Source organism: Legionella sp. PC1000 (genome assembly GCF_014109805.1).
Classification (GTDB): Bacteria; Pseudomonadota; Gammaproteobacteria; order Legionellales; family Legionellaceae; genus Legionella; species Legionella resiliens.
In genome coordinates, this window is record NZ_CP059400.1 from 3,541,935 (window position 1) to 3,555,731 (window position 13,797).

The following is a 13,797-nucleotide window of genomic DNA, read 5'->3' on the forward strand; positions in this document are numbered from 1 at the left end:
AATTAATAAACTCTCTCCTAAAAATAGGAGAACTTTTCTTAATAAACCTCTTTTCTAAGAGATAAAGATGACTAACTCATTTTTATACTAGTCTAGTGCATCATTTAATTTCGGTTCATTTTATACTTATGAAAAAACTTATAATGAACTTAGCCAGGCATAAATTTTTGCACTAAATAATCTCGGTGCAAGCGGTTCGCAATGACCGCCAGTACCCTCTTCATCATTAAAAAGAATGTATTGTTTTTTGCATTGTAACTGATCATACAGTTTTTTTGCCTGACCCAGTGTGATGTATTCTAAGGTATTATCACAAATCAGCATAGGACACTGAATCTTTTCGACTAAGCCATTCAACGTGTAAGCACGGGTTCTATGGAGCATTTCTTCTATCGTTTTAGCACCAAATCGCCACTTTCGGCTTTCTAACATAAATTGTAAGTTTTCATCTGTATTCATGAGATGTGTTAGAGCTTTCTCGAAGGGAACCTCTTTTAAATCAGGGAACTTGGTCATAAATGAATTAAATTTGGCCTCTAGATTACCACTCGCATCAAATATACCTGGATCCACAATGCAACCTGCAATTCTTTTTTCCTTGGTTACGGCGCGAGCGGCAAGATAACCCCCAAAGCTTCGCCCGATTAAGAAAATTTTATTAGTATCGATTTCTGGACGGTCAATGATAAAATCAACCACTTTTTCGATTACCCGCTCCCAATCAGGAATAAAAGGTATTTTATTTAAACGCAGCATACTGCCTTGGCCAGGGCCTTCAAAATTTAAGCAATGAAAGCCACGTTTTAAGGCCTCGGCTGCAGTACTAAAATACAATTCTTCCTTAGTGCTATCTCCCCCGCCAGTGTCAATGAGAATGGGTTTGGGATGATTTGAAACAGAATGATGCAGATAAAGATAACCAGGCAAGGTCGTATTCTCAAAAGGAATTTCTAACTTTTCCACCGGAGTTTCAAAAAATTCAAGAGCTTGATGAAAAGCACGTATACTGTATTGCAATGCTTGTTCAATCCTCGGATCCGTTGGTTTATCTTCTAGAAAAAAGAAGGCTGTTCGGTAATAAGTACAGGCTCGCAAAAAAGCCAATTTTGCATCGATGTGAAGCCCTTGACTACGACAGGATTCGGCTATCCTGTAATTGCTGTCAGCGAAGGCGGCCCAACGAGTATACCAACTATCCTTATCACCAGGTTCTATTTGGTTTGCAATAGCAAGACATTCGCCAATTTCAGCACCTTGATAGGTAGTACATCCTAAACTTCTTATTAACTGAGCATTAAAAAGTGCAGGTTTTATAATGTCTTGCATGTAAAATTTCCTTATTTCTTATTTTATCTAATTATCCACTTGCAACTTAAGGGTAAATTTACAAGTGTTTATCATAGTTATTCATTGGCAAGCTATCCTAGGAACTTTCTTCAAAATCTCTAACTGTTAAGCCATATATTCTCCCCCATCAGGATGTAGAATTTGTCCAGTCATCAATGCACTGTCTTTATTGGCAAGAAAAATGTAGCAAGGTGATTTTTTAATATATAGCAAAGAAAACAATAATTTGGGTATCTATTTCTGCTATTTCAACTATAAATTTAATTTTTTAAATTTTATCAAAAGCATAAGGAATTAATTTATTTCTTAAAATCAGGGAAATTCTTAGGCAGAAAATGAGTCAATCTCCCAAAAGATCAAGATAGTAAAGAGTGTATTTAGTTAAGAAATATAAATAATCTGCAGTTCCTTTTTTCATTTATGGGGGCATGATGGAGATGAGGAATGAGCTTCATCAGCTGCCATAACATACATAATCCAAGATTCACCTCTCCCAATTTTATCGTAGAGCGTTCTAGCCACCTGATTATCGGGTTTGGTAATCCAATATACTTTACTCCATTGGCGTAACCTGCTGATTTGTTTTAACTCCTCCATAAGCATCTTTGCTACCCCAGCTTTCCGATGTTCCGGCTTCACGAATAAATCATGTAAATAGCATTCTGGCTCGATATTCCAGGTACTTAAATGGAGGATAAAAGTTAGAAAGCCAATAGCCCCATTTTGAGAGTCACAAGCAATAAGGCAGCCTATATTTTTATTATCAGAAAGTAATGCATTCAACGTATTTTTCACTACTTTCGCAGGCAGAGATGTTTGATAAAACTCCATGTATTCCTGCCACATTATTAACCAGTTTTCTTTATCAACGGCTTGTAGCCATCTAACCTTATAGTTCTTCATTAAATTTCCACCAACATTATGAGCTGTTACCAAAAATTCCCTACCAATAAATAGAACAAATAAGAAGTGGTTCGTACATGAGGTTACGTATTTGATGCTTTTTAAATGATGCAAAATAAAAAATATCTTGTGCATTCAGCAAATAAAAAGTTTCTTCATAAATCAAAATACCACTTCCATTTAATACAATCCAAATCTCCTGTTCTTGATGATCATCCATAGGAGTTTCACTCTGAGGTAACACCTGAAAATAAGTTATTTGAACGGGTGGGTGTACTTGCTTTTGTGCAAAATCAACAGGGTTTACTACAACTCCTGAAGCAATGGGTTCTGGATTAGAAAAAACTAATCTTGGATTTGCACAAACAACAGACTCAGGCAATTGAGGCATATTGTTGCTCCTCAGAGAATAATTCTCGCTCCCAATCCAAGACAGTGCTCTCCTGATCCAGATCATAAATTGACGATTGGGTCACGCTATTAATTATTTTTGCACTCCGCCATGCCATGACATTTAAATTTGGCTCTGCGATTCCATAAGAATTACGTGCTGCATTTTGGACATAAATTCGATGTTGTTTTGGCCCATCCCATACAATGGAAAAATCCTGATTGACACAAAATACTCCGTTATTTAAAGGTATTTTTTCAGATAGCGGGGAAAGATAAGATGGGAACTCCCATTGGTACCCTGTACACAAAATAACAATATCAGCTGAGATTACTCTTTTGCTCATCGTACCAAGCTCAGTCAGTATTAACTGATATCTCCCTAAACCGTTATTCATATTTGTTAATTCATAACATGGAAAAAACTTAAAAAACTTATTCTTATTTTCCAAAAACTCAAGGCTGTAAAGTTTTTGATAAATCGCTCGCAATAAATGGGAAGAAATACCATCGCTCGCCAAGAGCTGCTCTTGCAATAAAAAGGCTTTTTCTTTCTCAGGTACATGGAAAAAGAATTCAGTATACTTAGGGGTGAAAAATTCACTTACAAATGGAGAGGTATCCATCGGTAATAGCTGAGATCTCTTTGAAATCCAATTTAACTCCAAAGGCAAGTGCTCACTCGATAAAATATGCCGCACAATTTCAGCTCCGCTTTGACCTCCACCAATAAGAGCAACTCTTTTACCCTGCCAATTTATCGGATTGAGTAAAAAATTCTTATTATGTAACACATTTCTACCCAAATACGGTTTAGCACAAGCAGGAACTTTTACAGTTAAACCATTACCCAAAATAAGATGTTTTCCTTTGATTTTTCTCTGCGATGTTTGCATGACAAAATGTGATTTATCAAAAGAAATTTCCTCAACTTTTTCATCAAACAATAAATTAGGTAACGAACGGCTCACCCAATTTAAATAATGGCTAAATTCTGTACGTAACACATGCTTAAATTGTGCATTAATAAAACGATACAGGCGTTTGTGTTTTGCAAGATAGGCAATAAAGGAATAAGAATTAGTAGGGTCAACAAGCGTAACCAAATCATTTAAATAACTGACCTGAATTTCAGCATTGGGAAATAACATTCCTGGATGCCAAATCACTTCCTTATTTTGTTCGAAAAATATGCTTGAAATCTCTTTGACAGACGATAAAAGAGCAGCAATACTCAAATTAAATGGTCCGACACCCACCCCAAGTATATCGGAAACTCCTTCATGATTCGTTTTGTTCATAACTCATTTCCTCTTCGTGCCTCTCAAATTCCGTTGTAATTCGTTTTAGGGTTAATTGTATTTTTTTCTGTAAGAACTTCGTGGGTTTAACAAAAAAATCCGCTTGCGTGGGTAACTGTTCATAACCGAGAGCATTCCAGATTATTTCGCCAAGCTTTGGCATGTAAGGATAAATGACCAAAGTAAATCCTTTTAACCACCAGAAATAATCCTCCGAGGAGCGACTTAAGCTTTTCCCCAGAACGAGCCAATCATTTAGAGATTGAACCCCAATATGAGGCGAAAAGTGATCGGGTTGCAACGCATCTTCTTGAATTGCAAATAAATCGCATAATTGATGTTGTAGCTGTTGATTGCAAGGCTGGCTCACCTTTTCAGGTATGTTTTGTATCCCTTGGATAATATAGTGTTCAAACCAATCTATAGTTTTGTTGTAATAATGGATAAAAACGTCAATGATAAAATTCCCTGTTTGACTGCGCACATCGATTGAAGCAAGATAAAGCCGAACAATATCACTGCATAGCCCTTTTTGATTGATAACCTCATCTACTCCGATCATATGCTGTCGACTTGTTGAAAATTTACTCCCATCAAGGTAATAAAAATAATTAACCAGATAATAATCAAATGACTTGTATTGAGGACATCCAGAACTAATTCCCAATGCACTGCTTAAAAAAGGTAATGAATTATCGATCCCAAAACTGGAGATGGTCACCACATCAGAATCTGCAGCAAATGCATTTTTGTTGATGCCCATGAGTTTCCCTGCGATTTCCCCAAACATTAGAAAATAGGCAAAGACAAAACCATAACTAAATAAAGTTCTTGAATGATCAGGATCAGTATTATCTGTTAAACCCCAATTACAATGTGTCGTAAGCCTGAACCGATTATTTTGTAAAACCCGATAGCTTTGAAACAATGTCTTTATTTTTTGATGAATTCCCTGCGAATTCAGTTCAATGTCGTCAGGGAGCTGTAAGAAAATATTTTCCACCGTTTTTTGATCTGAATAGCATTTACGAATCATTTCTTCTGGACGAAAATGTGCACCACAATTTTCACAAAAATAACTTACAGTTCTCTCATAACACACAGGACAGTTTCCTTGCAGCCAATATCCAGTCAGATAACGCTTATTTTTATCATCCCATGGTATGTTCTCTTTTAATAAGACTGTAACCTTATTATTCAATAATTGTTGAAAGATCTGCTCATGCCATTCTTGATAGGATATGCTCCATTGCCCATCAAGTGGATTAATGAATTGATCGTATTTAATATTCATTAACGTTAATTCATGCGCAATTAATGCATGATAATGATGACCTATTTCTCTAGGACTTGAATGCTCTTCTTCTGCCTTCCCTGCCGTATATGATTCATAACTGTCTGTACCGGAAATTATCCAAACCGAGTGACCACAAAGTTTTAGATATCGGGCGAGTATATCCACACTTAAAAACGGACCACCAATATGGCCTAAATGCAATCGACCATTTGGAGTAGGTACCGAAGGAACGAGTAAGTAATTTTTTTTATTTTCGGTCATCGCTTATTCCCTAGCTTTTTTATCCTTTAAACTATCCACCATAATTTTAATCGAGCTATTCCACCCTTTTTGTGAGATCTGCATCACTTTTTCTTTATTTCTCGTCAATACCGCAGTAACTAACTCCTCATTTTCTTGTCTCAACTCTGTTAATACTTTTTCATCATTATGATGGCGACCCAAACATAAAAAACGATAACGTGATGAATGGTCATACAACATGTCTTGAATTTTAAGTAACCACGGAGATTGGCACGCCTTAATCAGTGTGAAGGTAAATTCTTTTTGAAACGCATTCCATTCAATGAGATCCAGCAGTTTATTGGGTTGTGGAGTAAGATATTTTGCATAACGATGCCAGCATGCAATAATGTCCGCTTCCCAATGTTCATCTCCATGTTGCATGGATAATTCCAGAGCACGTGTTTCAATCTGTATTCTGACTGCGTAGAGATCATATAACTCTTCTAAAGACAAAGACGGTACTGAAAAACCACACAAATCTTCAAGGTTCACTAAACCATGGCTTACCAGCCGAGATAAAGCTTCACGCAAAGGGCTGTATCCCACCTCATAGCGTTCTTTTAACTGCTCCATTTGTAATTTTTGTCCAGGATCAAAATAGCCGCTTACAAGATCGAGGCGTAATTTCTCTAATACAGTACTTGCTTTTGATTGTTTTATTTTAATTTTGGACATATTCCGTGCATTTCACTTCAATCATGCAGACAGTATCAATTATTTTCGAAAATTTGTAAATAATCGAAAATAAAATATGTAAACGAAATTGATTCATGCTGATATATACCTCGTGAATTCAAGCCCTACTATTTATGTCAACTCCTTTAACTTATGCGTTTTTTAAAGACTCTCTTTCGGTTAATGTACACTTAGTAAATGCTTTTTCAGCAAACCAACGAGCGTACTCATTAATATCTGGTGTCAAGAATGCCTTAAAGTCCCATCCCAATTCATTGTGATTAAAAGGTCCTAATTCAATATTCTTTGCTTCGGCAAGTCCTCTTATCATCCATTCGACAATTGCTGAATTTCCTCGGCCTACAGGTTGTAATCGTGCAAGGCTGTATGCGAGTTTTCCTGCATTGACTAAAAAATCATTTATATCCTGAGCAGGTTCCCAATTAAAACATGCTTGAAAATAAGGGTCGATTAACTCAAATTGCACCTGAAAATAACTGGACTTATCACGATAATCTTCAGCAAAAGGGGTAAAACGATGATCAATCACAATGGAGGTTCTACTGTCGTCCTTACCATAATCGTTAAAAGTAATCGTAAGGACCACATCATCTTCAATAAATGGAGACTCCGAAGCTGCGTTTTTTTTATGCGCCAATTCGCGTTCATCATCAGTCATTTTAATCGTAATTGTGTATTTTGTTCCTTCGCTTGATTTATCCGGGTATCCTTTTACCTCAACGTTCTCCCTGTTTTGATGAATTAAATCGGATAGATGCGCATAGATCATATTTTTTTGGGTTGGTAAATCTTTAGATAAATTAAAATCATCTGTAGATACAAAACCTGCTTTATTAATTAATCCGAATTGATGTCTCAGCGGCCCATGTTTCAGTGCTTTGGCTACTTCACGCCGTTTATCAGCCAACCAAGCATAAGTACAACCTACTTGAGAACGCAACATATCTGGAGGACAATGAATGTCCTTATGAACTTCTGGCGGTACTTTTGGAAAAGAGGACGCTCGTTCACCCAGCTCATGAATCACTTTCTTGCTGAATTCAAGCCATGCATCCTGTTTTTTTGCATCAAAATCTTTTAGCCGATCTTTAGAGGAAGCGGTACTCGTATCTGTAGTATTTGAAAATAAAGTATTGCGATGCACTCCTAAGGGTTGCTCCATTTTTTTATCGGTCATAATAAACTCAGCATGTTTAATTTATTTTAATTATAGATGCAAAAAATACACTTACCCTTAAGGAGATTAACTGACTCATTTGAAAATTTGACATCGCCCTTCTATATTTATTTTTTACCTTTAGTTTCTGAGAATTTGATTTAAGACCCGCATTTAAAAGTTCATTGTTTTTTTAAGGCGCAATACATAAAAATAAAAAATGGAGCTTGCTTATGGATACAACTGAACACACGGAACTGGGTGATGCATTGCGATTTCAAGACTGGAATGTCTTAAAAGACAATCCATACATTGATATTGAAAAAGGCAGCTTGCATTTGCATTTACAAGGAATTAATGAGATTGGTCTTCCTGAACCCATGGGATTAAAAGTATCCTCGGGTATGATTATCGCCATGTCGGGTGATTATTTTGGCGGCAAAGAAGTTTCATTAAATTTGCCAAGCATTTGTGAATTTAAAGAAAATCCAAAGGCTTTTGATAGCACAGAGGCATGCAAAACTTTAGGAAAATATTTAATTAAGTCGCCAGTTACCGAAGACGAGGAGCAAAAATTAATTAGCTCTTATCACCGATTAGCGAATAACAAAGTCAAACAAAGTGATATTGACACGATTTATACAATTAACAATGCCAATTACATTCCGTTTTCAAGCACATTAAATTTCTACGTACAACAACTTATGTTTGCGCTTAGAGTAAAAAACTACAGTGACATTTTAAATAGAAATATAGCGCATTTTACTCCATGGTCAGTTCGTGTTTATACTATTGGCCATCATATAGCATTGAACTATGCGCGTATTTATTATGAGTTAAAACAATTTCTGGCTCATGCAGATTATCAATCAGAAAACAGCGATTTCAATGCATTACTCCAGATACTCAGACAAACTCCTAATGGCCTGGATCGTGAAACACTAGAGGATTTAGCCCATCGTTATCAGGCTTTGTCTTTGGGAATGGAGTTTTTTTGTTTTCACTATTATACCGATCATTTTGCTGCTGGCCATGTTTCATTTATGGGTGATTTACGAGCCTTACTTCCACAGCGCTTTGGTGTTTGGGGCAGCATTTTAGTTAATAACTTGCATGATGAACTTAACAGGATAGCCGTCTACACCAAACGCGTTTATGACCCAACACCCGATAAAAGCGAGCCTCCAATTGCAACAAGTGGTGATGGTGATTTTGATATTGCAAATAATTATTTTAACAAACAAGCATGTCTTGCAGGAATGACTTCCTCATTACACGATTTACATCAAGTATTTAATGGAAGCAAATTGCCTGAACAGTCACAATATGGCGGCCTGGAACAAATGCCTGATATTGACTATCAATACCGCCAACCGCAGCCCTTGCTCTTATTAGGTAAAGACAAGAAAATTTATTATCGTACTGATCTCAATCAGATTGACACCTTGTCGCCATCCCAGTTACAAGCAACATATGATGATCCATTACACCATGGATATACTGAATTAAGTAATAAATTCGAAGCATTTTCCTTGGTTTTCAAACTCCGAGCTCTGCCCTTTATTTATACCAGTCAGCTCAAAACACTTACTGCCGAACAACTTAAATTCCTGGAAACAGAAGAATTTGAACTTAATCCAGAAAGAAGACCTATACCCCAGCCACCTATAGTTCTTGGGCAAAAACCAGTTGCTGTACCGGTTTGGCAACAACCTGCGACGAATCACACCGTGATGCAGGCCTTGGCAAAGAATGGCTTCCTGTCTACTTCCGGGAAAAACCGTTCATTGGAAGAGAACGTTTTACAGATAGAGGATACATTGAGTACACATGCACTCTAAAGAAAGCATAAAGCGAACAAGTTGGGTCGTTCGGCCTGAGGTATCGTCATCAGTTTTTCATTTAAAGTTAAAGTTTCTCTACGTACCGCGCTTTATGCGCGTACGTAGGCGAAAAAATTATTGGAGGCTCTTATAAAAAAGTGACGAGCCCTCAGGCCGAACGACCCAACTTGCTTGCTTCCTTTTCATCGCATTAAATCGAATTTTCCAGAGTAGAAGTTTTTCCTAAATCAAGGAGGTGTCCTGTAGATGCCGATTTAAAAAGAGAGTATCGTTGGCGCGGTGACGGTTCATTATCATCTCTAGATATATGAAGTGGCTGAGTGACTTTTATGCTGTCTGGCACAACGTGCTCCTCTTGTTTCGAGCTCTCAACAATTGGTTTGGTCTGTTGTTGTTCTTTTAGCTTTTCTAACTCTGCTTTTAAAAGTTCAACTTCGAGTTCCGCAGTCTGTGCTTGCCGCAGGAGCGCACTATTCTCTACTTTCAATCCAGAGTTTTCTTGTTCAAGCGTCCTAATTTTCAATTGGTCTGCATCGTGTTGTTCCAGTAAGTCTATCTTAAAATTAATGCTTGTAATTAATTCCTCCAGTTCCTCTGTTTCTTTTTTCACCACGTCTGGTTTACATAATTTATCCATTTTCTTTTTATCTAATCCTCTCCAACGGCTGATCAGATTTTCAATCCCTGGACGTTCGACAAACCAGTAAACACTGAGTGCTGCCAAGCCAACGGCAACCCCTGCCACAACAATCGGCCATGCCGTTGCCGTCATAGTAGTAACAAACAAAGCCGCAATGGCCAAGGCTACTGTTTGGCCGGCAAAAAAACCACCACTAAAAAATAAAATTCCCGCAACCCCTGCTGTGATGTATTTAGCCGCTTGTAAATAAGGATTATTCGCAGCTGACATCAGATCCTGTCGAATTTGTTCTAAGTCTTTATATCTTTGCAGTAATACTGCTGCAAGCTGACGATCCTCTTCAAACTCTTCCTTCGTTTTCTGGGCAGTTTTGGCAAGACGCATGCGAATGGCTTCTATCTGTTTCACTTCATCAAGTAAAACATCCAGTAATTTTTTTGTATCTGTGGATTTAATACCCAAATTTTTGGAAATTTCTACCAAATCAAAACTATAAAATACAATCATGGAAAGAACTGAAAATAATGTTCCTGCCACAAATAAAGCAATGGTTGGGATTGAAGAAAAAGCACCCAACATTGCAGTAATACCATCAAACCCTTCGCAACCAAAATAAACAGTTCCCGCAAGAGCTAATAGTGCATATTTAGCTTTTGCAGATATGCCTCCTTTTTGAGCTTCCTCTTCTGTGTGTCCAGGATTTAATGATTTATGTATATCTTTTAATAAAGAAGTCCGCAATGAGGTAATTAGAAAAAATGCCTGGTGATTGCTTGCAGTTTTTGAGGTGGATTCCAACCATGCTAACAGAGTTTTTTTATCAATTGTTGCTTGCTTTGTGATTGTCTGAACAAAGCTTGGATCTATTGCACCTAATTGTGCAATTAAATCTTTGGTTGTTACACTCAGATCAATCGTCATCTCACCGCCCCCTAAATTACTGGACTTATTTGCTGTTAAGCAAAAATAAGGGAATATTTCATATGATACTGATTATTTATTAAACAAACCTTAAATTAAAGAGATGAATTGTAAATAAATGCCCTATTTTGTTAAATAAAAGTAAAATTGCTCCTGTTTTGGAGCGCATTGATTGCAAAGTCATGATGAATTTCTTGTCTCATTGATTTGGAAACGTATTTCAAATCGACTCTAATGATAGTTCCTTGCCTTAATTTGCACATTAGAAGGAATCCATGCCATTTCTTCCGATATACCTACTTTTTTCTATTGGAGTTGCTGCATTCAAACTATTGGGCTAGAGTGGAACTTGTATTGGAATTCCTTAAAAGTAACTAAATTTAGTTACTCTTTTGAAAGCTAGGCGAGCAATTGACATTATAAAAATTAGGGAGTTGACTATGGTGGTATTATATTCTTATCCAGAACTTTTTGGGCTTCCAGATAATAACCCCTTTGGCTTGAAAGTGGACACTTTTCTTAGACTAACCCAAATAGATTACCAGCATGAACATATTATAAATACCCAGCATGCACCACGAGGACAGTTGCCTTACCTGAATGATGAGGGACAAATCCTTACTGATAGTAACACTATTATCCAATATCTTTCGCAAAAATATGTTGATTTGGACCATGGCTTAACTACAGAACAAAAGAATATCCATTTTTTAACTACACGAATGTTAGATAATCATATGTATTGGGTTATGTCCTATTCGCGTTGGCAAGATGAGCAGTTCTGGCCTTTATTCAAAGCTGAATTTTTAAAACAATTTTCCGAGTTATCTGAAGCCACTCTTGAGCAAGTCAGAAAATATAATATTGAAAAATATCATTACCAAGGGATTGGTAGATACCCCACCGAAGATATATATCAATCAGGCATTGATGATTTACAAGCAATTCTTTTCATTTTAGGAAATAAAGATTATCTATTTGGAGATAAAGTGCATGCACTAGATGCCTGTTGTTATGGGTTTTTAGCCAATATTCTCTATTTTGAGATTGAAACGCCACTGAAGAATTTTATAGTGCAAACCCCTTTACGAGATTATACCAATCGCATCAGAAGGTTATTGGGGTATTGATAATCTAATAAATAATCCACTTAATTTTTATTCCAAATCGCGTCAAGGGCTTTGAGTTCAATTTCGGTTAAAAGTTCATACTTATTAACCGCATGAGAAGTATGATTTGGATAATGTTCAAGGCATTTTTTTATCAGTTTTAATAAATCTTTCTCATTTATCGGTTTGGTAATAAAATCAATGGCTCCAGCTTTTATCGCTCGCACAGCCATGGGTATATCCCCATAGGCCGTAATAATAATCACTTTGAGTAAGCTATTTTGACCTTTTAATTTTTCGAGTAGTTCAAGACCATCTATATCTGGCATACGGACATCGGTAATCAAACATCCTATATGTGAAGGATTATATTGCTCCAGAAAATCGGTTGCATTCGCGTAGGTTTTCACTTCAAAACTCATCGAGTCAAAAAGCCATTTCAAAGCACGCAATACGTTCTCATCATCGTCAACAATATAAATTGTCTTATTCATTGTGAGACTCCAAAAATTGATTAGGTAATCTAAAAGAACTTACAGTGCCCTCACCAGAGGTATTTCTTTCTATTTTGATGTTTCCGCCATGTGCCTCAATAATTTTTTTACAAATATTTAACCCAAGACCCAAGCCGTATTCTTTGGTGCTGTAACATGAAATAAATAGGTTATCGAGTACATTTTGCGACACCCCAGGCCCATTATCAACAATAGTAACCAATACATCCGTGTCATAGTTTTTTATCTTGATAAGCAAGCTAGGATTCACAGTTTTTGCATCGAACATCGCTTCAAAGGCATTATTAATAAGATTTAAAAAAACTTGTCGCATTTGATTTCGATCCAAATAAACTTCAGTTAAATCCTCATCAAACTCATATTGAACTGTTCCAGAAAAATTGGAATAAAATTTAGACAGGATGACTGACTGCTTTGCCAACGAAGTTAAATTAACACGCTCAAAATGTAATTCTCCATGAGTTACAAAACGCTTCATTCGCTTAATAATGGTACTTATCAATTCAACTTGTTCTAATGCTTTCTGGAGCACGCTTATAAATTCATTTGTTCCTTTATCCTCTTGCTGTAAACGCAAAATACTGCCTAGTAAGTAAGAATTCAATGCCAATAATGGCTGAGAAATTTCATGAGATAATGAAGATGCGGCTTCTCCTGAAAAATAACACCTCGATATACGTTCGAGCGTCGTTTGTTGTAATTTAATCAATTCCTGATTATGTTTTTGTTCCGTAATAAAATGCCAGGTACCAATCATTTTAATTGGATTATTCTCTTCATCACGGATGTAACGCCCCCGAGCTGATACCCATTCATAATGACCTTTGTTAGATAGAACACGAAAATCGGAATAATGATCCTCAAAATGAGTTAAAGAATTGACTAATGTATTGGCAATTTCCTCTCGATCATCTGGATGAAGTCGTATTATAAAATGATCTATATGTCCTACTTCACTGGTTTCATCTAAAACAGACAAAGATTCTGAGTAACCAAAATCAATGATTTCGTTTGTACCCAGATCCCACTGCCAAACATTTAATTTGCCAACATCTAACAATTCCATTAAGTAATCATGAGAGATTTCATAGGAGAGGTTATTCGAAAAAAGATCTTCGGAGCATTTCTTTTTTAAATCCAATGATATCTTGGAGTTTATCATCATGTCCTCTATTCGCTACAGTTGCTGTTAAACAAAAACTGTTTCTTTCACTTTTGAGAATCATACCACAGTATCTTATTCTTGCTAACTATATTCAATTATAAGATAACGCAATGATTTTTATATAATTTTTATTTTAAGGTCTATAACCACAACTAAAGGATACACGGTGAAAGTGCCCTAGGGGTATTGTCTTTTTTTTGATGAGAACCTTAAGTATTGAACCCTTAT

General features: G+C 36.4%; 12 protein-coding genes. 2 read left to right on the top strand and 10 right to left on the bottom strand.

The genetic code is table 11. From position 1 onward, the window contains the following. Window positions 1-138: 138 nt before the first annotated feature. The 7 genes from FOLKNPGA_RS15615 to FOLKNPGA_RS15645 form a co-directional block, all read right to left on the bottom strand. A complete protein-coding gene (locus FOLKNPGA_RS15615; RefSeq protein WP_182350749.1) occupies window positions 139-1,326 on the bottom strand; it encodes a S9 family peptidase in 1,188 nt (395 codons plus the stop codon). Window positions 1,327-1,761: 435 nt separating this feature from the next. Next, a complete protein-coding gene (locus FOLKNPGA_RS15620; protein ID WP_182350750.1) occupies window positions 1,762-2,250 on the bottom strand; it encodes an N-acetyltransferase in 489 nt (162 codons plus the stop codon). 40 nt (window positions 2,251-2,290) lie between these two features. Then, entirely contained in the window at window positions 2,291-2,641 is a 351-nt protein-coding gene (locus FOLKNPGA_RS15625) for a cupin domain-containing protein (RefSeq protein WP_182350751.1), read from the bottom strand. Further along, window positions 2,625-3,941, bottom strand: coding sequence for a lysine N(6)-hydroxylase/L-ornithine N(5)-oxygenase family protein (locus FOLKNPGA_RS15630; RefSeq protein WP_182350752.1), 1,317 nt, complete (start codon window positions 3,939-3,941; stop codon window positions 2,625-2,627). The genes FOLKNPGA_RS15625 and FOLKNPGA_RS15630 overlap by 17 nt, the downstream gene beginning before the upstream one ends. Further along, window positions 3,922-5,499 (bottom strand): methionine--tRNA ligase, encoded by a 1,578-nt coding sequence (locus FOLKNPGA_RS15635; protein WP_182350753.1) that lies wholly within the window; start codon window positions 5,497-5,499, stop codon window positions 3,922-3,924. The genes FOLKNPGA_RS15630 and FOLKNPGA_RS15635 overlap by 20 nt, the downstream gene beginning before the upstream one ends. 3 nt (window positions 5,500-5,502) lie before the next feature. Continuing rightward, window positions 5,503-6,198 (bottom strand): GntR family transcriptional regulator, encoded by a 696-nt coding sequence (locus tag FOLKNPGA_RS15640; RefSeq protein WP_182350754.1) that lies wholly within the window; start codon window positions 6,196-6,198, stop codon window positions 5,503-5,505. Window positions 6,199-6,349: 151 nt separating this feature from the next. After that, on the bottom strand, window positions 6,350-7,396 hold the full coding sequence (locus FOLKNPGA_RS15645) for a hypothetical protein (protein ID WP_182350755.1): 1,047 nt from the start codon (window positions 7,394-7,396) through the stop codon (window positions 6,350-6,352). Window positions 7,397-7,608: 212 nt separating this feature from the next. On the opposite strand from FOLKNPGA_RS15645, the gene FOLKNPGA_RS15650 reads away from it, so the two are divergent. Further along, window positions 7,609-9,216, top strand: a complete 1,608-nt coding sequence (locus tag FOLKNPGA_RS15650) for a hypothetical protein (RefSeq protein WP_182350756.1) — start codon at window positions 7,609-7,611, stop codon at window positions 9,214-9,216. Window positions 9,217-9,409: 193 nt separating this feature from the next. Here the strand turns inward: FOLKNPGA_RS15650 and FOLKNPGA_RS15655 are convergent, their stop codons facing one another. Further along, window positions 9,410-10,780 carry a hypothetical protein gene (locus FOLKNPGA_RS15655; RefSeq protein ID WP_182350757.1) on the bottom strand — a complete coding sequence of 457 codons (1,371 nt, stop codon included), beginning with the start codon at window positions 10,778-10,780 and terminating at the stop codon, window positions 9,410-9,412. Window positions 10,781-11,220: 440 nt separating this feature from the next. On the opposite strand from FOLKNPGA_RS15655, the gene FOLKNPGA_RS15660 reads away from it, so the two are divergent. Further along, entirely contained in the window at window positions 11,221-11,910 is a 690-nt protein-coding gene (locus FOLKNPGA_RS15660) for a glutathione S-transferase family protein (RefSeq protein WP_182350758.1), read from the top strand. Between the two features lie 20 nt (window positions 11,911-11,930). On the opposite strand, the gene FOLKNPGA_RS15665 is transcribed toward FOLKNPGA_RS15660, so the two are convergent. Both FOLKNPGA_RS15665 and FOLKNPGA_RS15670 read right to left on the bottom strand, forming a co-directional pair. Beyond that, complete coding sequence (locus FOLKNPGA_RS15665; protein WP_182350759.1) at window positions 11,931-12,383, bottom strand: response regulator transcription factor; 453 nt, start codon at window positions 12,381-12,383, stop codon at window positions 11,931-11,933. Further along, complete coding sequence (locus tag FOLKNPGA_RS15670; protein ID WP_232890091.1) at window positions 12,376-13,470, bottom strand: sensor histidine kinase; 1,095 nt, start codon at window positions 13,468-13,470, stop codon at window positions 12,376-12,378. Before FOLKNPGA_RS15670 ends, FOLKNPGA_RS15665 begins: the two co-directional genes overlap by 8 nt. Between the last annotated feature and the right edge of the window lie 327 nt (window positions 13,471-13,797).